A 24,069-nucleotide genomic window follows, 5' to 3' on the forward strand; every position below is an offset into this window, starting at 1 on the left:
CATTCGCGTGAGAACTTTCCTAGCACGGAATGCTCGTGGTGCCCGCATCAGAACACGGATCCGGCCGTGATCTTTACACAGGCGCAACAAAAGAGCGCTGCCTCGCGCCGCCGGCGACGGAATCCGCAACCGGGCGGCTGGACTTATTCGCCGCGCAGGCGACGACGCTCGGACTCGATCGCGACCATGGCGACCGAGATCTGCCGGCGGACCTCAGGGTCCTCCGTGCGGCCAAGGCGCGACGTGAGTTCCGCCTTCTCACGGAGCAGGTCGCGGTCGATGAGCCCATCCACGATGGAGCGCGCGTAGGGGCCGGGGTCACCGCCCTGGGGCAGCTCGGCGACCGCGAGGGCGTTGACCGTCGGGGCGTAGGCCTGCGGCACTTCGGCGAGGATCCGATCCACCCACCCCGGTTGGGTCATGGTGCCCAGCTGGCTGGCGATGGCATCCCGGATGACGGCGTGCGTCGGATTGACGAACGGCACCTGGAGCGCACGCGCGGCACGCTCGGTGCCCACTTCGCCGGGGATCTGCAACAGCACCATGAGGCTCTCGCGCTCGGTGCGCTGGGTGGGATCGGAGAGCTCGGACTGCGAGAGCCGCGGACGCTCGGAGAGTCCTCCCTCCTCCCCCACGGGCCGGGCGCGGGCCCCGCCCTGATCGCGTCCGTCGGCCGTACGGCCGTCCGGGCGCCCGTCGCGGGAACCCGAGGTGCGCTGCGCCGCACGTACGGCGCGGATGGTGTCCTGCAGGTCGGCTCCTGAGAGACGGGCGAGCTCGCGGGTGTAGCCGTTCTGCGAGGCGGGGTCGCGGATGGTCGCGACGATCGGGGCGCCCGCGCGCAGGGCCGCGCTGCGACCCTCCACGGAGTCGAGGTCGAACCGCTCCACCACCTGGCGGATCATGAACTCGAACATCGGCTTTCGGGCGTCGATCATGCGGCGGACGGCATCGTCGCCCTTCGACAGGCGCAGGTCGCACGGGTCGAGCCCGTCGGGACCGACCGCCACGTACGTCTGGGCCGAGAAGCGCTGCTCCTCGCCGAAGGCGCGGGTCGCGGCCTTCTGGCCGGCCGCATCCGGGTCGAAGGTGAAGATGACCGAACCCTGGCTGGAGTCGTCGCCCATCACGCGCCGGATGACCTTGATGTGGTCGACGCCGAACGACGTGCCGCACGTTGCTACGGCGGTCGTGATCCCGGCCAGGTGACAGGCCATGACGTCGGTGTAGCCCTCGACGACGACGACCTGGTCCTGCCGCGAGATGTCGCGCTTGGCGAGGTCGAGGCCGTAGAGCACCTGGGCCTTCTTGTAGACCGGGGTCTCGGGGGTGTTGAGGTACTTCGGACCCTTGTCGTCCTCCAGGAGCCTGCGGGCGCCGAAGCCGATGGTCTGGCCGGTGACATCGCGGATGGGCCAGACCAGGCGGCCGCGGAATCGGTCGTAGATCCCTCGGTCGCCCTGCGAGACCAGGCCGGCGGTGAGCAGCTCCTCCTGCGTGAATCCCTTGGTGCGGAGGTGCTTGGTCAGCTCGTCCCAGCTCTTCGGCGCGAAGCCGACACCGAAGTGCGACGCGGCTGCGGAGTCGAAGCCGCGCTCGCCCAGGAAGCGGCGGCCCGGCTCGGCGTCCGGCGCGGAGAGGCGGTCGCGGAAGAACTCCTCGGCCGCCGAGTTCGCCGCCAGAAGGCGCGCGCGGTTGGAGCCCTCCGACGGTCCCCCGCCGCCTTCTTCGTAGTGCAGCTGGTAGCCGATGCGCCCGGCGAGTCTCTCCACGGCGTCCGTGAAGGTGACGTGGTCCATCTTGAGGAGGAACTCGTAGACGTCCCCGCCCTCGCCGCAGCCGAAGCAGTGGTAGCGGCCGACGCCCGGCCGGACGTAGAAGCTCGGGCTCTTCTCGTCGTGGAACGGGCAGAGGCCTTTGAGCGCGCCGACGCCGCCGGTCTTGAGGCTGACATAGTCGCCGATGATGTCGCCGATGTTGGTGCGGGCCTTGACCTCTTCGATGTCGCTCTGTCGAATCCGTCCGGCCATGCTCTCGATTCTAGTGAGCGGGACCGACGCTCATCCCCGGTCGACCTCGTGGGCATCCGGATGCGCGACCCCGCCCGGCGTCACTCCCCCGGCGGACGCCGCCGGCGAGTGTTCTGAGCGATCTCGATGATCGCGCAGAAGACCTCGATACCCACCCGCAGCAGCAGGACGGACAGCATGGCCCCGACGAGGGTGATCAGCACGCCGAACAGGAAGACGAAGGCGCCGATCGGCGCGTGCGTCGAGATGGCGGCGGTGAGGGAGTTGGCGAACCCGACCACGATCCCGAGACCGATGAGCACCAGGCCCACCACGTACACCGGGCCTGCGAGCTTGCGGGTGACGTAGCTGGTGAACGTGAAGTCGAACAGCGACGAGAAGAAGCGCGAGTCGTCGAGCCGGTCGGCCAGGTCGTTGACGGTGCGTCCGTAGGGCGGCTGGTTGTGGGCGGCGGGCGCGACTGAGGGGCTGCCCGCGGGTACGGTGTCGTCTGCAAGAGGGGCTTCGGCGGGTACTGCTGCAGGGACCGCGGCGGGAACCGTATCCGTCGCGCCGGGACCTGCGGATGATGCTTCCGCCTCCACCACGGGCACAGCCGCGTCGGCCGCCACAGGGGCCTCGACCGCTGCGGGAGTCTCATCCCGTTCGTCCGTTGTCGATCCCGCGTAGACCTCCTCCGCCGTCGGAAGCCGCTTCGTCGCCGCCAGGCTCTCTTCGAGGGGTTCCACGGGAGACGATGAAGTGTCGCCCGCTGCCGCCGATGTGCCCGCGAGCGGCGAACGGGCCGCGAGAGTCGCATCCATGATGTCGGGTGCTTCGCCCTCGGGAGCGATCGCCGCCGGCTTGACGGTCGTGCGGCGGGTGCGAGGCGTGGCCGGCTTCTTCGCGGCGGGCGTGGCGGTCGTCGCTTTGGCCGTGGTGGCCTTGGCGGCGGAAGGTTTCGCGGCGGCGGTCGGCTGCGCAGCGCCAGTCGCCTGCGGAGTGCCAGTCGCCTTCGCAGCGCCGGTCGCCTTCGCAGCGCCGGTCGCCTTCGGAGTGCCGGCCGATGTCGCCGCGCTAGCCGGAGCCTTGCGTGCCGCCCTTGCCGGCTTGTCAGCGGGGGCCGAACGCTCGTCGGACGGCCCGGCGGACGGCGCCGTGGACGCCCTCGGAGAGCGGCGACTGGTTTCCGGCATGGCCGGGGCCGCCTCCGCCGACTCGCCCGTCGTGGGGCGGTCGTCGTCTGATGGCGGTGGTGCGCTGCTCATTCGTTTCCTTCCGAGGGCCAGGTCTCCAGCATTCTGCACAGCGCCGAGGTATTCAACCCCGGACGTGGACGCGTCCACGCGTCGGCATCCATCAGTGCAGCGTCCATCAGTGCCCGAACCATCAGTGCTGGACGAGTCGTTCGTACCAGCTGAGCGCCGACTGATCGGTGAGGCTGGCCACCTGGTCCACCACCACCCGGCGGCGTTCCTGGTCGCTGCCGGCGTCGCGCCAATCCTCGGCGAACCCCGGGTCGAGCTCCGCCGGACCGCGCTGGTAGAGCAGGTCGGCCAGCGTCGAGAGGATCTGCCGCTGCTGAGCGTAGATCGGCTGCCGCGTGTTCTTCGACATCACGAACGTGGCGACGATTCCCTTCAGCACGGCGATCTCTGCCCGGATGCTGAGCGGGACCACCACATCGGCACCGAACCGGATCAGATCGGTCCGTCCTGCCGCCTCCTTCGTCGCGTGCACCGCGGCGTGGGCGAAGCGGCCGATCAGCTGGCTCGTCAGGTTCTTCAGACGGGCCTGCGAACGGCGGGAGCCGTCCCAGCCGTCGAGCCAGATGTCCATGCTGTCGAGCCGGTCGAACGCCTCGATCAGCTCCTGGTGGCTGACCTCGCCGCCCACCCACTCGTGCATCGACTCGACGAGGTCTTCGTGATCGACCCGGCTGCCGAGAGCTGCGACGTCGATGTAGCCGTTGACCACGGCGTCCTCGAAGTCGTGCACCGAGTACGCGATGTCGTCGGAGAGGTCCATCACCTGGGCCTCGATGCAGCGCTGACGCTCGGGCGCGCCGCCGCGCATCCACTCGAACACGGCGTGATCGTCGTCGTAGAAACCGAACTTGGCGCGCCCGCTGGGGTCGGGGATGGACGACGACGCGGGCCACGGGTACTTGCAGCTCGCGTCGAGGCTGGCCCGGGTGAGGTTCAGCCCGTACGGACGGCCGTCGCGGCCGAAGACCTTCGGCTCGAGCCGGCTGAGCAGGCGCAGGGTCTGGGCATTGCCCTCGAAGCCGCCGATCTCTTCCGCCCAGGTGTTGAGAGCACGCTCGCCGTTGTGACCGAAGGGCGGGTGACCGATGTCGTGAGCCAGGCACGCGGTGTCGACGATGTCGGGGTCGAGGCCGAGGCTGTTCGCAAGTTCGCGACCGACCTGAGCGACCTCCAGGGAGTGCGTCAGGCGGTTGCGGGCGAAGTCGAGCCCTGCAGTGGGACTGAGGACCTGCGTCTTGGCCGCGAGGCGGCGGAGGGCGCTGGAGTGCAGGAGCCGGGCCCGGTCGCGCGCGAAGTCGCTTCGCCGGTTCGAGTGGTGCTCCGGAAGCCAGCGCTCGCGGTCGTGCTCGCTGTAACCGTCGGAGGCCTCGTCGGCCGACGCGTGGCCGTGCGACGCAGGCGCCTGGGTGCTCGGGGCGATCTCATCCACCACTGTTGTGCACCTCCGCGTCGGCGACGTCGGCGCGCTGGGCCCCGTCGAGGTCGCGGCTCTCGAGCCAGCCGTCCGGCAGCGCGGGACGCTTCGGAGACCCCGCGCGACCGCGCTGGCCCTCTGCCGCCTCGCCCGGGTACTCCTGGTCGCGGTCGAGGGTGGCGAGCAGGTCGTCCATGTGCTGGAGGGTGTCGACCGTCGCCAGCGAGGCGCGCAGGTCGCCGCCGACCGGGTAGCCCTTGAAGTACCAGGCGACGTGCTTGCGGATGTCCCGGCAGCCCCGCTCCTCGCTGTCGAAGAACTCGACCAGCAGTTCGGCGTGGCGACGGAACGTGTCTGCGACCTGCCCGAGGGTGGGATGCGCCTGGGCCGCCTGCGCCTCTTCGGCGCTGATCTCACCCGCGCGGGCGCGGAACGCCGCCGCGAGATCGCCGAACAGCCACGGACGCCCGAGGCAGCCACGGCCGACGACCACACCATCGCAGCCCGTCTCCTCCACCATCCGGATCGCGTCGGCCGCGGACCAGATGTCGCCGTTGCCGAGAACCGGCGTCGACGTGATGGTCTCTTTCAGCTTCGCGATGGCGGACCAGTCGGCGTGGCCGGAGTAGAACTCGGCGGCGGTGCGGGCGTGGAGCGCCATGGAGGCGACCCCAGCGCCCTCGGCGATACGGCCGGCCTCGAGGTAGGTCAGGTGGTCGCCGTCGATGCCCTTGCGCATCTTGATCGTGAGCGGGATGTCGCCGGCGGCGCGGACGGCACCCTCGACGATCTCGCGGAACAGGCCGAGCTTCCACGGCAGCGCCGCCCCGCCGCCCTTGCGAGTCACCTTGGGTACAGGGCAGCCGAAGTTGAGGTCGATGTGGTCGGCGCGATCCTCCGCGACCAGCATCGTGACCGCCTCACGGACCGTCGCCGGGTCGACTCCATACAGCTGGATGGAGCGGGGCGTCTCGGACTCGTGGTGCGTGATGAGCCGGAGCGACTCCGGGGTCCGCTCGACGAGGGCGCGCGAGGTGATCATCTCGCTCACGTAGAGCCCGGCGCCGAACTCGCGGCACAGCCGCCGGAACGCAGTGTTGGTGACCCCCGCCATCGGCGCGAGGACCACGGGCACGTCGAGTCCCAGCGGACCGATGGTCAGCTGGGGGGCGTGGCTTATCGTTGCAGTGGTAGACATCTCACTCGATTCTCCCAGAAAGCGTGCTGAGCTATGGCCGAGAGCCCGGAATCCGTGGACAACTCCCCCGTCGGTGCAGAACTGCGCACAGGTCGGGAGCGGGTGACGGAGGATGCGGCGGCGCGCGGCGTCGACATCCGGATCATCGAACGACCCGCCGCGAGGAGCCTCGAGGAGGCCGCGACGCTGCTCGGGCTCCACCCCTCGGACATCGTCAAGACACTGGTGGTCAAGCGCAGCGACGACACCTTCGTCTTCGCACTCGTGCCCGGTGGACGCAAGATCGCGTGGCCGAAGCTGCGCTCGGTGCTCGGGGTGAACAAGCTGCAGCTGCCGGATGCGTCCGTGGCCCTGGCGGCCACCGGCTACGAGCGCGGCACCATCACCCCGTTCGGCAGCACGACCGCGTGGCCGGTCGTCGCGGACGCCACCATCCCGGGCCGGACGGTCTCCATGGGCGCGGGCGAGCACGGCTACTCCCTCTTCGTCGACGCGGACGCCCTCATCGCCGCCTACGGCGCGACCGTCGCCGACATCACCGACCCCGAGTAGCCATCCATGGGACGCAACACGCCGTAATCGGCACGGGATAACGGCGTGTTGCGTCCCATGGATGACCGGGCTGTGGAGAACTCCTGCGGGCATCCTGACGGTCGGCCAGGGTGGAGGGATGCGCCGCCCAGGGAGTCTTCCGCCGATCGCACGGACACAGCCGTTTTCGACGTCCGCCGCACAGCGTGCGGGCGTCACCAGGTCCCGCCTCCGGCGGGCCGACCTCGCTGCGCCGTTCCACGGGGTCAGAACGATCGCCGATCAAGAGCCGGAGACCGTGGAGGACCGATGCAGGGCCTACGCCGAGGTCATGCCCGACGGGATGTTCTTCAGCCACACGACTGCGGCCGCGCTCTACGACCTCCCGCTCCCCGCCGGGGAGTCGACCGCGCTTCATGTTTCCGCTCCCCGCCATCGGCGCGCCCCTCGAGCAGCGGGCGTGCTCGGGCATCGCGTGACCATCGCCAAGAGCGACATTCGCACCCTCCGCGGTCTACCCGTTCCTGCTCCCGTCGAAGTCTTCTGTCAGCTGGGTTCGATGCTGGGTCATGATGCCCTCGTCGTCGTGGGCGATGCGCTGGTCAGGCGCAAACAGCCGCTGACGACCTTGCGGGCTCTGCAGGCCTGTGTGCACGCCGCTGACGGTCGGCCGGGTATCCGCCACTTGCGAGAGGCGGTCGCCTCGGTGCGTGCACGTACCGACTCGCCGATGGAGACGACGTTGCGCCTGGCAATCGTCCGAGAGGGCCTGCCCGAACCCGACGTGAACTACCGGATCGACATCGGCAGCGGCGGAGTCGCACATCTCGACATGGCCTACCCTTCCCGTCGCATTGCCATCGAGTACGACGGTGAGCAGCATCGCACCGACCGACGGCAGTTCCACATCGACGGCGACCGCATCTGGCGGATTCAGTCTCAGGGCTGGCAGGTCATCCGGGTGAATCGCTCGCACATGGCGGACGGCGCTCGCGAAGCCGTCCGTCGGGTGCGCCTTGCACTGTCATCCATGGGTCGCAACACGCCGTAATGCCCGCGGGATAACGGCGTGTTGCGTCCCATGGATCACGGGAGGGCGCAGGTGTCGCCGTCGCAGACGGCGGCGGCCGTGGCGAGGGGGATGAGGGCGGGGCGGGGTGCCGCGAGCGGCGCAGCCGCTGCGGGCGCAGCCGCCGCGGGCGCGGCGACGCCGGCTGCCTCGGCGGCGGTCACGCGGTCACCGCGGCGCGCTCGGTCCAGACCTGCTCAAGTGCCTGGGCGAAGGTCTGCGGGTCCTGGGCGCCCGAGACACCGTACTTGCCGTCGATCACGAAGAAGGGCACACCGTTGATGCCGTACTCGGCAGCGGTCTCCTGGTCGGCGCGCACATCGGACAGGTACCGCGACGACTCGAGAGCCTCCAGGGCCTCCTCGCGGTCCAGCCCCACCTCGGCGGCGAGGTCGGCCAGGTCGGCGATGCGTCCGACGTGGCGCCCCTCCACGAAGTAGGCGCGGAACAGACGCTCGGCGAGCTCCAGCTGCTTCCCGTGCGCCTTCGCGAAGTGGAGCAGCTCGTGCGCTTTGACGGTGTTCGTGTGCTTGAGGCTGCCGAAGTCGTAGTCGAGCCCGACCGCGGAGGCGATGCCGGTGACGCGCTCCAGCATCTGCTCCACCTGACCGGCGGGCATGCCCTTGTGGCCTGCGAGGAAGTCGATTTCGCTTCCCTCGAAGTCGACCGGTGTGTCGGGAGAGAGCTCGAACGAGTGGTACTCGACCTCGACGTCTCGCCCCTCACCCGCCCCGGCGAACAGGCCGCTGCCCGCCTCGAACTTGCGCTTGCCGATGTAGCACCACGGGCAGGCGATGTCGGACCAGATGTCGATCTTGATGGGTTCGCTCACATCAAGGGGCAACATTCTGCAGCGACGCAGTTATTCCGGCGCAGCGGACCCGGCCGTCGGCGTATCCACCGCACCCCCGAACCGCCGGTTGCGGCGCAGGTACAGCTCGACCGCGTCCCACAGGTCCGTCCGGCTGAAGTCGGGCCACAGCGTGTCGAGGAACACCATCTCGGCGTACGCGCTCTGCCAGAGCAGGAAGTTGCTCGTCCGCTGCTCCCCCGAGCTGCGCACGAACAGGTCCACGTCGGGCATGTCGGGGAGGTAGAGGTGGCGCTGGATGGTCTTCTCGCTCACCGCGGACGGCCGCAGCCTGCCGGCGGCGACGTCGTCCGCGATGGAGCGGACCGCGTCGGCGATCTCGGTGCGGCCTCCGTAGTTCACGCACATCGTCAGGGTCAGGACGCTGTTGCCGGCGGTCAGCTGCTCGGCGTACTGCAGCTCCTTGATGACCGAGGACCACAACCGCGGCTTCCGCCCGGCCCAGCGCACGCGCACGCCCCACTCGTTGAGCTGGTCGCGGCGGCGGTGCAGGACCTCGCGGTTGAAGCCCATCAGGAACCGCACCTCGTCGGGCGACCGCTTCCAGTTCTCGGTCGAGAACGCATACACGCTCAGGTGCTTGACCCCGGCCTGGATCGCACCGGCCACCACATCCAGGAGCGCCGCCTCCCCCGCGCGGTGGCCCTCGATGCGCGTGAGACCCTGGCGGTTCGCCCAGCGGCCGTTGCCGTCCATCACGATGGCGACGTGCGACGGGACGCTGCCCGCAGGGAACGCGGGCGGGTACACCCCGGTCCAGTCGAGCGGACGGTACTCGACCGCATCCTTGTGCGTGTAGGGCTTGGGACTCATCCACTCGCCTTCTGATCTGTGCGGGTGACCGGGCCGGCCTCGGGGCGCGGGGAGGCGTCCACCCGGTCGTGCTGGACGTGCTGCAGCGAGCGGAGGCCGCGCTCCAGGTGCCACTGGGTGTACGCCGCGACCACGCCGTTCGCGCGGTTGCGGGTCGTCTCCGGAGCCTCTTCGGCAGCGTCCCAGTCGCCGCTCAGCAGCGCGCCGAGCAGGGCGATGGTGTCGGCGTCGACTCGCGGAGCGCCCTGGGGGGCGCACGTGTCGCACACCACGCCACCCAGCTGAACGACCACCGCGGTGTGCGGACCGGGAGCACCGCATCGGGAGCAGTCCTGGAAGCTCGGCGCCCACCCGGCCAGCGACAGAGCGCGCAGCAGATACGAGTCGAGGGTGAGCTGAGGGCCGTGCTCGCGGCGGGAGAGCGACCGCAGAGCGCCCACGAGCAGCAGGTACTGCTGCAGCGATGCCTCGGCGTCGGTCAGCCGGTCGGCGGTCTCGACCATGGCGTTGGCGGCGGTGTAGCTCGCGTAGTCGTCGGCGATGAGCGCGCCGTACGCACCGAGGGTCTCGGCCTGCGTGACGATGTCGAGCGTGCGGCCCTCGTACAGCTGCACGTCGGCGACCATGAAGGGCTCGAGGCGCGATCCGAAGCGCGAGGCGGTGCGCCGGACCCCCTTGGCGACGGCCCGGATCTTGCCGTGCTGCCGGCTGAGCATGGTGACGATGCGGTCGGCTTCACCCAGCTTGTGGGTGCGGAGCACGACGGCTTCATCACGGTAGGTTGGCACACTCCAGTATCGCGCCTACGCCTGACAGCGCGGCCCCACCGCGCGTGGTACACATAGGAAGTGAGCATGACCGCCCTGAACATCGGCGCCTTGGCCATTCCGCTGTGGGGCGACCTCCTCGCTGTCGGCGTCGGCAGTCTGCAGGGGGCGATGTTCGCCGCGGGCTTCCGCGACCGCCGCCTCGACCTGCTGGGCGTCGCCATCATCGGCGTCGCGACGGGCGTCGGCGGTGGACTCCTCCGCGACATCCTGCTCAACGTGACGCCGGTGGCGCTCCAGTCCAACTGGTACCTGCCGAGCACGATCATCGCGGCGCTGCTCGGGATGCTGCTGATCCGGCTGTTCCGGCGGCTGGATCCGATCATCACCTTCCTCGACGCGCTGACCATCGGCCTGTTCGGCGCGATCGGCGCCACCAAGGCGCTCGCTCTCGGGCTGCCGGAGGTTCCCGCGGTCTTCGTCGGTGTGGTGTCCGCGGTCGGCGGCGGCATCCTGCGGGATCTGCTGCTGAACCTGCCCATCGCGGTGATGCACGTCGGCTCGCTCTACGCCGTCGCGGCGGGCGCCGGCACGATCGTGCTCGTCGTCATGGTGGATCTGGGCGTGCCGCTCATCCCGGCCGCGGTCGTCTGCGCCGTCGTGACGCTCGCCATCCGCCTGCTCGCGGTCCGCTTCGGCTGGAGCCTCCCGGAGCAGCGCGAACTCGGCCGGCTGCCCCGGATGCGCTGGCCGAGGCTCCGGCCGCCCGTCCGGAACGAGGAGCGCACCACCGAGCGCACCGACACCGGAACCATTCCGCGCTACCGCATCGACAAGGGCGAATGACGACGGCCCGGAACGCAGTGAATGGAGGTGGTCACGACCGTTCAGGGTCGTGACCACCTCCGTTTTACAGGAACGGTGCGCGCGTCAGGCGGAGACGAGCTCCTGAGCGGACTGCGTCGTGCGGACGGCGCGGTTGACCGCCGAGACGACGGCCTTGAAGGAGGCCGTGGTCGTGTCGGCGTCGATGCCGACGCCCCAGCGGCGCTGGCCGTCCACATCCAACTCGATGTAGGCCGCGGCGAGAGCGGACTCGCTCGCCGACATCGTGTGCTGCGAGTAGTCGTACAGGTGGGCGTCGACGCCGTGCTGGTGCAGGATGTCGAACAGCGCCGCGATCGGGCCGTTGCCTTCGCCGGTGGCCTTGGAGACGGTGTCGCCGTCGCGCAGGGTCACGGTCAGCACGACGTGGTCGCCCGTCTCGTTCGCGGTCGTGGTGCTGCCGAGTTCGAACCGGCCCCACTTGGCATCCGGGTCGGAGGTCGGAGCGGGCAGGTACTCGTCCTGGAAGACCTCCCAGATCTGCTCGCTGGTGACCTCGCCACCCTCCTCGTCGGTCTTCGCCTGGACGACGCCCGAGAACTCGATCTGCAGCTTGCGCGGCAGGTCGAGCGAGTGGTCGCTCTTCAGCAGGTAGGCCACTCCGCCCTTGCCGGACTGCGAGTTGACGCGGATGACGGCCTCGTAGCTGCGTCCCAGGTCCTTCGGGTCGACCGGCAGGTACGGCACCGCCCACACCAGGTCGTCGACGGAGACGCCCTCGCGCTCGGCGCGGGCCTCCATCGCCTCGAAGCCCTTCTTGATGGCGTCCTGGTGGGATCCGCTGAAGGCGGTGAACACCAGGTCGCCGCCCCACGGGCTGCGCTCCCCCACCGGCAGCTGGTTGCAGTGCTCGACCGTCCTCTTGATCTGGTCGATGTCGCTGAAATCGATCTGCGGGTCGATCCCCTGCGTGAACAGGTTGACGCCCAGCGTGACGAGGTCGACGTTGCCGGTGCGCTCGCCGTTGCCGAACAGGCAGCCCTCGATGCGGTCGGCGCCTGCCATGTAGCCGAGCTCGGCCGCCGCCACGGCGGTGCCTCGGTCGTTGTGCGGGTGGAGGGACAAGATGACGTTCTCGCGATGGTTCAGGTGCCGCGACATCCACTCGATCGAGTCGGCGTAGACGTTCGGCGTGGCCATCTCGACCGTCGCCGGCAGGTTGATGATCACCTTGCGCTCGGGGGTCGGCTCGAAGACCTCCAGGACCTGGTTGCAGATGTCGGCCGCGAACTCCAGCTCGGTCCCGGTGTAGCTCTCGGGCGAGTACTCGTAGTAGATCGTCGTGCCGGGGACCAGCTCTTCGAACCGGCGGCACAGGCGCGCGCCGCTCAGCGCGATGTCGACGATTCCCTGCTGGTCGGTGCGGAACACGACGTCGCGCTGCAGGATGCTGGTCGAGTTGTACAGGTGCACGATCGCCTGCTTGGCGCCCACCAGCGACTCGTACGTGCGCTTGATGAGGTGCTCGCGCGACTGGGTCAGGACCTGGATGGTGACGTCGTCCGGGATGGCGTCCTCTTCGATGAGGCTGCGGACGAAGTCGAAGTCGGTCTGGCTCGCCGACGGGAACCCGACCTCGATCTCCTTGTAGCCCATGCGCACCAGCAGGTCGAACATGATGCGCTTGCGCTCGGGGCTCATCGGGTCGATGAGGGCCTGGTTGCCGTCGCGCAGGTCGACGGCGCACCAACGGGGTGCCTCCGTGATCCGGTTAGAGGGCCAGGTGCGGTCCGGCAGGTCGACGCGGATCTGCTCGTGGAACGGTCGGTATTTGTGGATCGGCATGGCGCTCGGCGCCTGTGCGTTCTTCATGGTCTTCTCGAATCCTTCACTCGTGTGCTGGGGAGAGCCGACGACGAACTCCGCGACGAGTGAGGCCCGAGATTAGGACTCGTCGCGGCAGCTAAGAAGGAGCAGACCGTACACAGCACCGAGAATACCACGCGCGGTCACGAGCGCCCCCGCACGAACGTCGCCGCCTGGCGGACGGACAGGTCGGGAAGGTACGCGCGGACCAGCGCGAGGCCGATCGCGGGCAGGGTCACCGGATCGGGGTAGGCCATGATCAGCGGGTGCAACTCGGGCTGGAACTTCTGCTTGAACTTCAGCAGCGAGCGGAAGCCGTAGACCGGCTCCAGCGACGAGCTCAGGTAGCCGAGGAGGCGGTCCATGGTGTCCTTGTCGTCCTCCGACACCGCGGCGGTGTGGGCGAGCGGGGCGGCGGAGAGCGACATGAACTCGATGCCGTCCTCCTTCATCCGGGTCGCCGCCTCGGCGATGAGGAACTCCATGACGCCGTTGATGCTGTCGGGTCGCCGCCGCATGAAGTCGAGCGTCCATCCCACGACGATTCCGTTGCGGTAGGTCGGGAGCCAGCTGGTGACGGCCTCGATGCGGCCGTGCTCCGGCCCGTCGCTCTCGTTGACGGCGAGCATGAGCCGCACGTCCGGGTCGCGGAGCTCGTCCAGCCCGCCCAGGGTGAAGCCCATCTCGGGCAGGTCCTTCTCGGCCACCCACTGCTCCGAGATGTCGGAGAGCTGCACGGCGGCCGCGAGCGAGAGGCCGGCGTAGCTCGTCCACTCGGCACGGATCCCGGCGCGCTGCGCGCGATTGATCGAGGACCGGACGTCCTGCCACTTCTTGCCGGTGGTCGCCCACAGTTGCGGTCGGATGACGGTCTCCTCTGCGACCGTCATGGTCGACCAGCCGAGGCGCTCGAACAGCCCGGCGTAGCGCGCCTCCACGCTGTAGAAGACCGGGATCCATCCGTTGTCGTCGCAGAAGCGCGCGAAGCCCTGGATCGCGCCGTCGTGCGGCGTCAGCGCGCCGAACGGGCCGCCGGTCGTGAGAGCGACGCGGCCCAGCACGCGGTACGCGATCGCGCCGCCGCCCACCGGATCGAACCAGTAGGAGTTGCCGGGCCAGGTGGCCATGTACGAGATGGCATCCCCGCCGCCGCGGCGAAGCAGCTCGCGGACATGCGCGGACTCCCCCGTGCCGCGGCGCCGCAGCCCCCGGCCCAGCATCGCCGGTACCGCCGCGATGATCGCCACGAGCCAGAAGACGGTTCCGATGTTGTGGTAGACGATCGTGGCGAGCGGAGTGGTCGGCAGATACTGCACCGGCTCCCTGCGGAGGAAGCTGACGGGGATGAAGCGCTCCAGCACGTCGTCGAACAGATCGTTCAGGTCGATGGGGCGCGTGAATCCGGTGTCGCGCTGCAACCAGCCCACGAGCACGTACACGCCGATGAGGCCGAGAGCCGTGCCCAGCAGGAGCAGGACGTACCGGCGCACGGCGCGCGCCGAGGGCATGACGGTGAAATGCCTCCGGTAGACGATCAGCAGGACGGTCATGGCCAGCGGGACGAGGGTGGACAGCGCGAGGATGGCGGTGACCTCCCAGTAACGCATCGAGACCACGGGCCGCGAGGACGCGATCGGCAGGATGCCGTAGTACAGCGCCGACAGCAGGGCGAGCAGGGCGTTCACCGCGACCGCGAGCCAGACCGCGAAACGGCGCCCGCGGAGGAGGCCGTACGCCGCGACGAGCAGGAGGAGCAGCGGGAGCACCGACAGGAGCACGGGGCCGACACCGTTGATCCGCTCCAGGGTCAGGTCGCGCACGCACTGCCGGGTGACGGCGAACGCCTGGCAGCGCTCGACCACCGAAGACGCGCTGGGCGCTTCATTGCTGAACAGCAGCCCGACCGGCGACAGCATCCCGTAGCGAGTGGATGCGAGAAGACCGATCACCGGACCGAGCGCCGTGATGGTCACCGACGAGGCGAGCAGCACCCGGACCTCATGGTGCGAGCTGCGGAGCCAGTCGCCGACGACTTTGCGCTGCCGGAGCAGCGGCCCGAGCGCGAGTCCGGTCAGCACCGCGATCAGCCGGTACAGGTCCGAAGGCAGGCCGGAGTACAGCAGGTACATGATCGCCACGAGCAGGGTGATCACGCGGATGCGGCGGCGCCACAGCGTCCCGGCGAACGCGCTCGCCGTCATGATCGTGCCGCCGATGGCCGTGAAGACATCGAGCACCAGCAGGCCGTGCACGTTGCGGGCCCAGAGCTCGCCGATGTCGTTCGCCGCCACCTGGACCAGGGCGCCCACCACGACGCCGACGACCGCCGTGCCGAAGAAGGCGAGCGCGGTGCGCCAGGTGCCCATCAGCCGCTCGGACGCGCCGACCAGCGCGACCGTGAGGATGAGCGCCACGATCAGCTCGAACAGGTCGTCGGTGAACAGGACGGCGGTGAAGGGAGACCACCAGTGGCCGTCCAGGAGCTGGACCGCACCCGCGCCCAGCCAGCCGCGCAGCGGGCGATGCGGTCCGCGCAACGGACCGGTCGCGAGCGCGAGCACCAGGATCAGCAGCGTGATCCCGGTCGTGAACGGATGCTGCGCGATCAGACGACCGGTGCGGGCGAGGAGTCCCTTCACGAGCCCAGCCCGAACTGCGCTGCGATGAGGGGGAAGCCGTGAGCGAGCACGTAACGCACGGTCTTCCAGTCGTGGGCGGTGCCCGGGGAGCTGAGCAGCTCGGCGCGAACTCCCGCCGCCGTCGCCTCGTCGTACAGCTGCCGCGCGAACCCGGTGTACTTCGCGTCGTTCGCGCCCGCGCCGAACACCATCACGGAATCCTTGTACGGCGCGTGCTCCTTCAACTGAGTGGACGGCTGCGCTCGCTCGAACGCGGCCTTCGAGCCCCCGAATCCCGTGCTGATGGTCAGCTCCTCATTCCCCAGCGTCGGCCCCAGCTCGCTCGACGACGCGAGCGCGGAACCGAAGACGTCCGGCCGGCCGCTCACGAACTGCACGGCGCACGTTGCGCCCTGCGAGTAGCCGAACACGCCCCATCCTGCCGGGTCGCCGCTCACCCGGAGGTTCGAACGCACCCAATTGCGGACATCCGTGATGAGATACGTGGCCGAGTTGCCGTAGTCGGGCGAGTCGACGCACATCGGGTTGCGGCCGGGACCGCCCAGCTGGTCGGGCGCGACCACGATCGGGGCGTAGCCTCCGTGCTTCGCCGCGAACGCATCCATCGCGCCGGCGATGCCACCTGCCGTGAACATGTCGGCGGGTGCGCCGGGCTGGCCCGAGAGCGCGTAGAGCACCGGCAGCGCGGGCGGGTTCGGGGTGAGCGCGATCGGCGGGAGGTAGACGACGGCTTCTCGCGCGGGGAACCGCGAGACGGTGGCCGGGATGTGCACCGTGCCGACCTCGCCCTTCGCGGGCACCGTGGGCGGGTCCCCGGCCGGCAGCTGGGCCGTCGTACGCCAGTCGGTCCCCGCGACGACCTCGCCCCGCTCCGAGTGCAGATCGAGAGCCTTGTACGGCACCACGCCGAGCACGTCATCCAGGTTCCGGTACGCGCCGAAATCCGCGTTGATCCCGCAGAACGCGGTCACCAGGAACACGGGGATGCTGAGGGCCGCGATCACTTTGCGCCACCACCGCGAACGGAACAGGTTCGCCACCGCCAGGCTCACGCCGCCGAAGCCCAGGGCCGTCCACAGAGTTGTCACCGGAGTGAGGGCGACGCCGAACAGATCGAGCACATCCGTCACCAGCCAGACCAGGAACCAGCCGGCGAGGCCGCCCAGGAGTGCCGCCGTGAGTCCCGCCAGCGTGCGCTTCCAGGTGGGCCGGATGAGCAGGTACAGCGCGAGAGCGGCGGCGACGACATCGAGCGCGATGAGGAACGCTGGCGCGTCGATCCTCAGGGTCGGGAGCCAGTTCAGGGGATGTTCCTCTCGGATGCGGTCGGGATCGGTGCGCTCGGCGGCGGACGCTTCATTATTCCGGGCTCAGTTCACCGATGGCTGAAGCTCTGTGAGAGTTCAGGAAACTTCCAGGGCGAGCTACTCCACGGCAAGTGCGGCGACGGGCGACACCCGCGTGGCGCGGCGGGTGGGGGCCAGTGCGGCCACGACGGCGAGGGCCGCCGCCGCCAGCACGATCGCGACGAGGAATGGAACCGGGAGGACGGGCGCGAGCAGCCCTCCGCCGGGGATCATCCCGAGCAGGGACTGCGCGCCGATCCAGCCGTAGAGGGTTCCGAGGACGAGGCCGGTCAGCACGGAGGCGACGGTCAGCTGCGCGCTCTCGGCCAGGATCATCCTGCGCACCTGCGCGGCGCTGAAACCGAGCGCGCGCAGCAGTCCCAGCTCGCGGCCGCGCTGGAGGACGCTCAGGGAGAGCGTGTTGACCACGCCGCACGCGGCGATCACCGCCGAGAAGCCGACCAGAACGGTGAAGACGGCCAGGGTGCCGCCGATGACCTCCCCCGCGCCCTCGTAGAGGCCGGACTCACGCGCGGACGCCTTCTGGATGAGGTCCTGCCAGGTGGATGCGGCCACGACGAACATGGTGATCAGCGTCACGCCGATGACCAGCCCGATCGCCGTCCGGGAGCTGCGCTCCGGGTTCCGCACCGCGTTGGCGGCAGCGAGACGGCCCGCGGCTCCGCGCCCGACGACCAGTCCCACCCCGCGCAGGACAGCGGGCAGGAAGAACGGAGCGGCCAGGACGATCCCGGTGAACGAGAGCAGACCGCCCAGCATGGCCACCAGTACGCCGTACCGCGAGAGGTCCGCCAGGATACCGCCGGCCCGGATGAACACGCCGAGGCCGAGCAGCAGCCCGAAGGCGAGCAGTGCACCACCGCCGAGCACCAGGACCAGCGACACCGCCAGACGGCCGCGCGTGCGGATGACCCGGGCGGGACGCTCCTGCGAGGCGCCGAGGGCCTGCATGGGTGTCACCGCGAGGACGCGGCGGCTCCCGATCCACGACGCCAGCCAGGTGGTCAGCACCACGATCACCACCGGTCCCACCAGCGGCGGCGTCAGGATCGGGTACTCGGCGGCCGGGAGCGTCCCTGTGGCGATGAAGACGCGGACGGCGACGAGCGCCAGGATCGCAGCCGCAACGCCGCCGGCGGTCGCGCCGATCAGGCCGACGGCGAGGCCCTCGGCGGCAACGGACCGGCGCTGAGCACGGGCGCTGGAGCCGATCAGCCGGAGGAGCGCGATCGTTCGGGTGCGGCCGGCGATGACGGTCGCGAACGTGTTCGTGGTGACGATCGCCGCCACGTAGACGGCGATCACGAAGAAGATGCCGGCCACGACCCCGAGGGCGAGCTGGACGCTGCCGTGGTCGCCCATCCCGGACGCGCCGATGAAGGCGCCCAAGACGCTGACGCCGCTCACCAGGGCCACCCCGAACGCGGAGCTCAGTGCGGCGACCAGGATGCCGGCGCGGTGGTCGCGGGCATTCGCGCGGAACGCCGAGAACGGCCGGCTCACGCGCGAGCCTCCATCCCGAGCATGAACGACGAGATCTCTTCCGGGGTCGACTGGGGCCGCTCGGCGACGACACGGCCGTCGGCGAGGAACACGATGTGGTCGGCGAAGCTCGCGGCTACGGGGTCGTGGGTGACCATGGCGATGCTCTGCCCGAAGGTCCGGGCCGCCTGCTGCAGCACGGACAGCACGTCACGGCCGGTGCGGGAGTCCAGGTTGCCGGTCGGCTCGTCGGCGAAGACCAGGTCAGGACGGGTCGCGAGCGCACGCACGATGGCGGCGCGCTGCTGCTGGCCGCCGGAGAGCTCGTGCGGGCGGTGGGTGAGGCGGTCGCGCAGGCGGAGGGTGTCGATGAGGTGGTCGATCCACTCCGACTGCTCGTGTGTCGGCCGGCGGCCGTCGAGTTCGAACGGCAGCAGGATGTTGTCGCGCACATCCAGAGTCGGCACCAGGTTGAACGACTGGAAGACGAAGCCGACCCGGCGGCGGCGTAGCAGTGTCAGCTCGGAGTCGCGGAGGTGGGTGATCTCGGTGTCGCCCAGGAAGGCGCGGCCGCTGGTGAGCGAGTCGAGTCCGGCCATCACGTGCATCAGGGTGGACTTACCCGATCCGCTCGGTCCCATGATCGCGGTGAACCGGCGGGCCGGGATGCCGATGGTCACGTCGTCGAGGGCGGTGATGCGGCCTGCGCCGGTGCCGTAGGTCTTCGTGGCTGCGTCGACGCGCGCCACCGTTTCGGTGTGAGTGGGCTCCATACCGTCCACGCTAGGGAGCGGCCACCCGTCCCCGGATCGGGCGGCGGGCCGATCCTGTGTCCTCCCTGAGGATGACATGGGTGCCCGCTCGCCCATCCCCGCCGGCCCAATCGAAGGAGATTCGGCACCGATCCTCCTTCATTGGCACGCCCGCTCCCTACCGTACGGAAGGCGCTGCCGCGGCTACTCGGCGGCGGTCAGGCCGTGCTCGAAGGCGTACACGACCATCTGCACGCGGTCGCGCAGCCCCAGCTTGGCGAGGATGCGCGAGATGTGCGTCTTCACCGTGGCCTCGCTGAGGAACTCGGACCCCGCGATCTCCGCGTTGCTGAGCCCCCGCGCGGCGAGCACGAAGATCTCCCGCTCGCGTGACGTCAGCGACGCGAACTCCGGGGGCTCCGGCTGGGCCGGCTGAGCGGACGAGAAGTACTCGAACAGCTCGCGCGTCGCCCCGGCGGCGATGACCGCATTGCCCGCGTGGACGGTGCGGATCGCCGCGAGCAGGAACTCCGGCTCCGCGTCCTTCAGCACGAACCCGCTCGCGCCGCCACGGATCGCGCGCGCGGCCGCCTCGTCGAGGTCGAACGTCGTCAGGACCACGATCCGTGGAGGGGTGCGGCCGGCGCGCTGGGCGTCGGCGATGATCGCGCTGGTCGCCGCGATGCCGTCCATGACCGGCATCCGGATGTCCATCAGCACGACGTCGGGACGCACGTCGGCGGCGAGCCGCACACCCTCCCGGCCGTTGCCCGCTTCACCGCAGAACTCCAGGTCGTCCTGCGAGCTGAGCAGCATCCGCACTCCCGCGCGGAACAGCGGCTGGTCGTCGACGAGCAGCACCCGGATGCGGGAGCCGGTCGCGCCGTTCGTGCCGCCCGTCACGCCGCAGCCCCCGGAAGGAAGGCCGTGACGACGAAGTCCCCGTCGTCGGGTCCCGCTGTGAGCGACCCGCCCGCGAGGGATGCGCGCTCGCGCATCCCGGGCAGGCCGTGTCCGATACGGGGCTGCGACCCGGTCGCAGTGGAGAGCGTGCTGTCGTTCACGGTGTTCCTCACGGTGATGATGAGTCCGGCCGGTCGCCCGGAGTCGGGTTCGGCATCCGCCTCGGCGAGCACGACGCTCGCCGGACGGCTCGTGTCGCCGTGCCGGAGCGCGTTGGTGAGCGCCTCCTGCACGATACGGAAGGCGGCGAGCTGCTGCGCGGAGCCGAGTCGCTCCACGGCGCCCGTCACGTCCAGGGTGACCGGAAGGCCGGCCGAGCGGATGTGCTCGACGGTCTGCTCCAGGTCGGCGAGCGACGGCTGGGGGCCGTCGTGCGCTCCGGGCGGCCGGCCCGGGTCGGTGGGATGCGACTGCCGCAATTCGGTGAGCAGCACCCGCACGTCGCCCAGCGCGGAGCGCGCCGTCGAGGCGATCGTCGCGAGCGCTTCATCCACTGCGTCCGGGTCGGTGTGCCGGGCGTAGCGCGCGCCGTCGGCCTGGGCGATGACGACGGCGAGCGAGTGCGCGACCACGTCGTGCATGTCGCGGGCGATCCGGGTGCGCTCCTGCTCGACCACCACATCCTCGACGGCCCGGTCGCGGTCGAGTTCGGCCGCGTCACGCGCCCGGCGTGCGGCGCGCGCGTTGCGCCAGGTGCGCATCAGGAGGCCGAGCACCCACGACAGCCCGAGGACCGTCACGCTCACCACGAACAGGAAGGCGAACTGCAGCGCCACGCTCGCGATCGCGCTGGACAGGAGTGTGTAGTAGCTCTGAGCGACCGCGGCGGTCACGGTCAGGTAGAGGGCGGCGACGAACGCACCGATGCCCGCCGAGATGAGTCCCGCTGCCCGCACGACGCGATCCCCGTAGGCGGCCGTCGCATAGAGCACGATCAGTACGCCGAGGTCGCTGACCAGGATGCTGTGCCCCGTGGTCATCTGCAGGACGGCCGCCAGCCACGCGATCGAGAGCGCCACGGCCGGAGACATGCGGCGGAGCGCGACGGCGACGGTGAAGGCGGTCACCACGACGAAGGCCGCACGGTCCTGATCGCCGGTGACCAGGCAGAACACGAGGAAGGCGGTGGCTCCGATGATGTCGGCGGTCAGCTGCGTACGGGTCAGCCGCCGCACCAGCTCCGCCCCTTCGGCGTCGTCCTCGGTGACCTCCGCTCCCCCGTTGGACGCGAGCCAGACGAGCACCGAGGGCCCGCGTCCGCGCAGGGCACCGCCCGTCGACCCGGCCACCCGAGCGCCGCCCGTACCCGCGCCTGCGCCTGCGCCCGCGCTCGCAGCCTGAGCCGCGCGCTGCCGGGCGACCAGGAAGCCGAGCAGCCAGGCCGCCACGAAGATGACGGCCAGCAGCAGGCTCATCAGCAGCACGCCGATCCCCTGGCTCGTGTAGTAGCCGGCGATGACCGGCCCGAACTGCGCGAACTTGAGGTCGCCGCGCACGGTGAACAGGTAGGCCATGCCCGGGGCGAGGAGGATCGCGGAGGCGAAGTCCAGCCAGCGCAGCACGCGCCCGCCGTGAGCGGCCACCCCCACCAGCGCGAGGACGACGGCGACGGTCGCGATCACCCGGAAGGGGCCGCTCATCGCGTGCTGCTCGGTCAGCTCCAGCAGCACCGCCAGCCAGATCAACCCCAGGGCGACGCCGGGCAGTGTCCGGGACAGCGCGACGGCGGCGCAGTAGAACACGAGCGCGAGCGCCGGCGCCATGTCGAACGGCAGACCCGTCACGAGCCACGCCGCGAACAGCACCACCGCGAGGGCAGGCTCCAGCACCCAGCGGTGCGGCGCGAGCGCGCTCAGGAGTCGGCGGCGGGAGGGCATGCTTCTACCGTAGAGTCCGGCCCGCCGCGAAGCCGCACCGAACGCGAGGAATCATCCTCGGGATGTAGTCCCCCGGTCGGAGGCGCGGATCAGAACCCGAGGCGGCCCAGCTGCTTCGGGTCGCGCTGCCAGTCCTTCGCCACCTTGACCCGGATCGACAGGAAGACGTGCCGCCCGAGCAGCTCTTCGATCGGCTTCCGGGCGGTGGCACCGACATCGCGGATGCGGCTGCCTCCCTTGCCGATCACGATCGCCTTCTGGCTGTCGCGCTCCACGAAGAGGTTGGCGTAGATCTCGACGATGTCCTTGTCGTCGCGTTCGACGATGTCGTCGATCGTCACGGCGAGGGAGTGCGGCAGCTCGTCCTCGACGCCCTCCAGGACAGCCTCCCGGATCAGCTCCGAGATGCGGTCCTCGATGCCCTCGTCGGTGATCGCCTCCTCCGGGTAGAGCGGCGCGGGCGACTCCGGAAGCAGCCGCATCAGCTCGGAGGTCAGCGTCTCCAGCTGGATGTTGCTCGTCGCCGAGACCGGGACGATCGCCTCCCACTCCCGCAGCTCCGACACCGCGAGCAGCTGCTCGGCGACCTGCGCCTTGCCCGCCGCATCCACCTTGGTGACGATCGCGACCTTCCTGGCCCGCGGGTAGGCGTCGAGCTGCTCGTTGATGAAGCGGTCGCCCGGGCCGATCTTCTCGTCGGCGGGAACGCAGAAGCCGATGACATCCACATCGCCGAGCGTCGACTGCACGAGCGAGTTCAGGCGCTCGCCGAGCAGAGTGCGCGGGCGGTGGATGCCCGGAGTGTCGACCAGGATGAGCTGGCCGTCCTTCTGGTGCACGATGCCGCGGATCGCGCGGCGGGTCGTCTGCGGCTTGGAGCTCGTGATGGCGACCTTCTCGCCGACGAGGGCGTTGGTCAGCGTCGACTTGCCCACGTTGGGGCGGCCGACGAACGAGACGAATCCTGCGTGGTACTCGGTCACGATCTGCTCTCCTGCGTGGTGTGTCGGTGGTCGCCGCGATTGCTGGCGTGCCGGTCGGGGCGGTCCTCGTCCGTGGGCATCGGGACGCTGTCGCCGTCGGGTTGCGGAAGGAGGGCGACATCCCGCTCCACCAGCACCGACGCGACGTGCTTGTGCCGGCCCTCGATGCGGTCGACCGTGAACCGCAGGCCGTGCACCTTGACGGTGGAGCCGACCTCCGGCAGCCGCCCCAGCGCCTTGGTGACGAGGCCGCCGACACTGTCGACGTCCTCCTCCTCGATCTCGATGTCGAAGAGTTCGGCGAGATCGTCGATCGGGAGCCGGGTCCCGATGCGGTAGCGGCCCTCACCGAGCGGCTGGATGAGCGCGACCTCGTGGTCGTACTCGTCGGAGATGTCGCCGACGAGCTCCTCGATCAGGTCCTCGAGCGTGACGAGTCCCGCGATGCCGCCGTACTCGTCCACCACCATCGCCAGGTGATTGGATTCGCGCTGCATCTGGGCGAGGAGGGCGTCGGCCTTCTGCGACTCCGGCACGAACAGGGCCGGGCGGGTGAGGTCGCGGACGGTCAGCTCGTCAGCGCCGAGCGGGCGCTCGAAGCTGAGCTTGGCCGCATCCCTCAGGTACAGGATGCCGACGACCTCGTCCGGGTCGCCGCCGTCGATGACGGGCATGCGGGAGACTCCGGTGGAGAAGAACAGCCCCATCGCCGTCCCGAGCCCGGCGGTCGAGTCGACGGTGATCATGTCCGTGCGCGGGATCATGACCTCGCGCACCACGGTCTCGTTGAATTCGAAGATCGAGTGGATCAGCTCCCGGTCGTCCTCCTCGAGCACGTCGAACTCGGTCGCCTCGTCGACGATGGAGAGCAGCTGTTCCTCGCTGGTCACCGGAGCCGACCGGGCGCGGGACGGGGTGACCCGGTTGCCGAGGGCCACCAGACCGCCCGGGATGGGCCCGAGCACGACGCGCACGAAGCGAACCAGCGGCGCCGTGAGCCGCAGCAGCACGGTGGAATTGGCGCGACCGACGCTACGCGGGCTCACCCCCACGAGCACGAACGACACCGCGGTCATGATCAGAGCGGCGACGATGAGCGACACCCACCACTCGGCGAAGATCTGCTCGAAGGCGAGGGTGACCAGCACGGCCGCCGTCGTCTCCGCCAGCAGGCGCGTGAAGCTGATCGCATTCAGGTAGGCGCCCGGGTCCTCCGCGATCGCACGGAGCGACTTCTTGGCGCGGGAGGTCTCGGCCAGGTCGGCGATGTCACCGCGCGACTGCACCGCCAGAGCCGAGTCGACGGCGGCCATCAGACCGCCGAAAGCCACCAGCAGGAACGCGACGATGAAGAACAGCGCCTGCAGCATCCCGA

Annotated in this window: 20 protein-coding genes; 3 read left to right on the plus strand and 17 right to left on the minus strand. The window is 70.0% G+C overall.

Going from position 1 to position 24,069, the window contains the following annotated elements; all coding sequences use genetic code 11:
- Positions 1–143: 143 nt before the first annotated feature.
- The 4 genes from dnaG to dusB all read right to left on the minus strand — a co-directional run bounded on the left by dnaG (position 144) and on the right by dusB (position 5,889).
- Complete coding sequence (dnaG, locus tag P3F85_RS07495; RefSeq protein WP_374010611.1) at positions 144–2,030, minus strand: DNA primase; 1,887 nt, start codon at positions 2,028–2,030, stop codon at positions 144–146.
- 80 nt (positions 2,031–2,110) lie between these two features.
- Positions 2,111–3,277, minus strand: coding sequence for a DUF4282 domain-containing protein (locus P3F85_RS07500; protein ID WP_374010612.1), 1,167 nt, complete (start codon positions 3,275–3,277; stop codon positions 2,111–2,113).
- 121 nt (positions 3,278–3,398) lie between these two features.
- Positions 3,399–4,709, minus strand: coding sequence for a deoxyguanosinetriphosphate triphosphohydrolase (locus P3F85_RS07505; protein WP_374010613.1), 1,311 nt, complete (start codon positions 4,707–4,709; stop codon positions 3,399–3,401).
- Positions 4,699–5,889 (minus strand): tRNA dihydrouridine synthase DusB, encoded by a 1,191-nt coding sequence (gene dusB / locus P3F85_RS07510; RefSeq protein ID WP_374010614.1) that lies wholly within the window; start codon positions 5,887–5,889, stop codon positions 4,699–4,701. Before dusB ends, P3F85_RS07505 begins: the two co-directional genes overlap by 11 nt.
- A gap of 33 nt (positions 5,890–5,922) precedes the next feature.
- Between dusB and P3F85_RS07515 the strand changes: the two genes are divergently transcribed.
- On the plus strand, positions 5,923–6,441 hold the full coding sequence (locus P3F85_RS07515) for an aminoacyl-tRNA deacylase (protein WP_374010615.1): 519 nt from the start codon (positions 5,923–5,925) through the stop codon (positions 6,439–6,441).
- A 310-nt stretch (positions 6,442–6,751) separates the two neighbouring features.
- Positions 6,752–7,471 carry an endonuclease domain-containing protein gene (locus P3F85_RS07520; protein ID WP_374010616.1) on the plus strand — a complete coding sequence of 240 codons (720 nt, stop codon included), beginning with the start codon at positions 6,752–6,754 and terminating at the stop codon, positions 7,469–7,471.
- 35 nt (positions 7,472–7,506) lie between these two features.
- Here P3F85_RS07520 and P3F85_RS07525 read toward each other — a convergent pair whose 3' ends face one another.
- From P3F85_RS07525 to recO, 4 genes are read right to left on the minus strand one after another with little or no spacing between them, the layout of a single operon-like run.
- Complete coding sequence (locus P3F85_RS07525; RefSeq protein WP_374010617.1) at positions 7,507–7,653, minus strand: hypothetical protein; 147 nt, start codon at positions 7,651–7,653, stop codon at positions 7,507–7,509.
- Positions 7,650–8,321 (minus strand): DsbA family protein, encoded by a 672-nt coding sequence (locus tag P3F85_RS07530; protein ID WP_374010618.1) that lies wholly within the window; start codon positions 8,319–8,321, stop codon positions 7,650–7,652. Before P3F85_RS07530 ends, P3F85_RS07525 begins: the two co-directional genes overlap by 4 nt.
- Positions 8,322–8,351: 30 nt before the next feature.
- On the minus strand, positions 8,352–9,173 hold the full coding sequence (locus P3F85_RS07535; RefSeq protein ID WP_374010619.1) for an isoprenyl transferase: 822 nt from the start codon (positions 9,171–9,173) through the stop codon (positions 8,352–8,354).
- Positions 9,170–9,961, minus strand: a complete 792-nt coding sequence (gene recO, locus P3F85_RS07540) for a DNA repair protein RecO (protein WP_374010620.1) — start codon at positions 9,959–9,961, stop codon at positions 9,170–9,172. Before recO ends, P3F85_RS07535 begins: the two co-directional genes overlap by 4 nt.
- Before the next feature lie 66 nt (positions 9,962–10,027).
- On the opposite strand from recO, the gene P3F85_RS07545 reads away from it, so the two are divergent.
- Entirely contained in the window at positions 10,028–10,786 is a 759-nt protein-coding gene (locus P3F85_RS07545) for a trimeric intracellular cation channel family protein (RefSeq protein ID WP_374010621.1), read from the plus strand.
- A gap of 84 nt (positions 10,787–10,870) precedes the next feature.
- Here P3F85_RS07545 and leuA read toward each other — a convergent pair whose 3' ends face one another.
- The 9 genes from leuA to P3F85_RS07590 form a co-directional block, all read right to left on the minus strand.
- Complete coding sequence (gene leuA, locus P3F85_RS07550) at positions 10,871–12,637, minus strand: 2-isopropylmalate synthase (protein ID WP_374010622.1); 1,767 nt, start codon at positions 12,635–12,637, stop codon at positions 10,871–10,873.
- 137 nt (positions 12,638–12,774) lie between these two features.
- Positions 12,775–15,270, minus strand: coding sequence for a bifunctional lysylphosphatidylglycerol flippase/synthetase MprF (locus tag P3F85_RS07555; RefSeq protein ID WP_374010623.1), 2,496 nt, complete (start codon positions 15,268–15,270; stop codon positions 12,775–12,777).
- Positions 15,267–16,400, minus strand: coding sequence for an alpha/beta hydrolase (locus P3F85_RS07560; RefSeq protein WP_374010624.1), 1,134 nt, complete (start codon positions 16,398–16,400; stop codon positions 15,267–15,269). The genes P3F85_RS07555 and P3F85_RS07560 overlap by 4 nt, the downstream gene beginning before the upstream one ends.
- A 294-nt stretch (positions 16,401–16,694) precedes the next feature.
- Positions 16,695–18,140, minus strand: a complete 1,446-nt coding sequence (locus P3F85_RS07565; protein ID WP_374010625.1) for an FtsX-like permease family protein — start codon at positions 18,138–18,140, stop codon at positions 16,695–16,697.
- Positions 18,137–18,892: an ABC transporter ATP-binding protein gene (locus tag P3F85_RS07570; RefSeq protein WP_374010626.1), complete on the minus strand. Its 756-nt coding sequence runs from the start codon at positions 18,890–18,892 to the stop codon at positions 18,137–18,139. The genes P3F85_RS07565 and P3F85_RS07570 overlap by 4 nt, the downstream gene beginning before the upstream one ends.
- A gap of 183 nt (positions 18,893–19,075) precedes the next feature.
- Positions 19,076–19,687 carry a LuxR C-terminal-related transcriptional regulator gene (locus tag P3F85_RS07575; RefSeq protein ID WP_374010894.1) on the minus strand — a complete coding sequence of 204 codons (612 nt, stop codon included), beginning with the start codon at positions 19,685–19,687 and terminating at the stop codon, positions 19,076–19,078.
- An 83-nt stretch (positions 19,688–19,770) separates the two neighbouring features.
- Positions 19,771–21,711, minus strand: coding sequence for a sensor histidine kinase (locus tag P3F85_RS07580; RefSeq protein WP_374010627.1), 1,941 nt, complete (start codon positions 21,709–21,711; stop codon positions 19,771–19,773).
- Positions 21,712–21,800: 89 nt separating this feature from the next.
- The gene (gene era / locus P3F85_RS07585) at positions 21,801–22,694 is read right to left on the minus strand and encodes a GTPase Era (RefSeq protein WP_374010628.1); all 894 of its coding nucleotides are present in this window, start codon (positions 22,692–22,694) and stop codon (positions 21,801–21,803) included.
- A complete protein-coding gene (locus tag P3F85_RS07590) occupies positions 22,691–24,064 on the minus strand; it encodes a hemolysin family protein (RefSeq protein WP_374010629.1) in 1,374 nt (457 codons plus the stop codon). Before P3F85_RS07590 ends, era begins: the two co-directional genes overlap by 4 nt.
- Between the last annotated feature and the right edge of the window lie 5 nt (positions 24,065–24,069).

Origin of the sequence: Leifsonia sp. T36S-04 (assembly GCF_042465655.1) — a bacterium.
Taxonomy (GTDB): Bacteria; Actinomycetota; Actinomycetes; order Actinomycetales; family Microbacteriaceae; genus Leifsonia.

What these genes read in the sequence shown, in the direction of transcription:
- P3F85_RS07575 (WP_374010894.1), bottom strand. Translation starts at nt 19,687, where the DNA reads ATGCTGCTCAGCTCGCAGGACGACCTGGAGTTCTGCGGTGAAGCGGGC.
- P3F85_RS07545 (WP_374010621.1), top strand. Translation starts at nt 10,028, where the DNA reads ATGACCGCCCTGAACATCGGCGCCTTGGCCATTCCGCTGTGGGGCGAC.
- P3F85_RS07515 (WP_374010615.1), top strand. Translation starts at nt 5,923, where the DNA reads ATGGCCGAGAGCCCGGAATCCGTGGACAACTCCCCCGTCGGTGCAGAA.
- P3F85_RS07590 (WP_374010629.1), bottom strand. Translation starts at nt 24,064, where the DNA reads ATGCTGCAGGCGCTGTTCTTCATCGTCGCGTTCCTGCTGGTGGCTTTC.
- P3F85_RS07520 (WP_374010616.1), top strand. Translation starts at nt 6,752, where the DNA reads ATGCCCGACGGGATGTTCTTCAGCCACACGACTGCGGCCGCGCTCTAC.
- P3F85_RS07535 (WP_374010619.1), bottom strand. Translation starts at nt 9,173, where the DNA reads ATGAGTCCCAAGCCCTACACGCACAAGGATGCGGTCGAGTACCGTCCG.
- P3F85_RS07580 (WP_374010627.1), bottom strand. Translation starts at nt 21,711, where the DNA reads ATGCCCTCCCGCCGCCGACTCCTGAGCGCGCTCGCGCCGCACCGCTGG.
- leuA (WP_374010622.1), bottom strand. Translation starts at nt 12,637, where the DNA reads ATGAAGAACGCACAGGCGCCGAGCGCCATGCCGATCCACAAATACCGA.
- P3F85_RS07500 (WP_374010612.1), bottom strand. Translation starts at nt 3,277, where the DNA reads ATGAGCAGCGCACCACCGCCATCAGACGACGACCGCCCCACGACGGGC.
- dnaG (WP_374010611.1), bottom strand. Translation starts at nt 2,030, where the DNA reads ATGGCCGGACGGATTCGACAGAGCGACATCGAAGAGGTCAAGGCCCGC.
- dusB (WP_374010614.1), bottom strand. Translation starts at nt 5,889, where the DNA reads ATGTCTACCACTGCAACGATAAGCCACGCCCCCCAGCTGACCATCGGT.
- P3F85_RS07570 (WP_374010626.1), bottom strand. Translation starts at nt 18,892, where the DNA reads ATGGAGCCCACTCACACCGAAACGGTGGCGCGCGTCGACGCAGCCACG.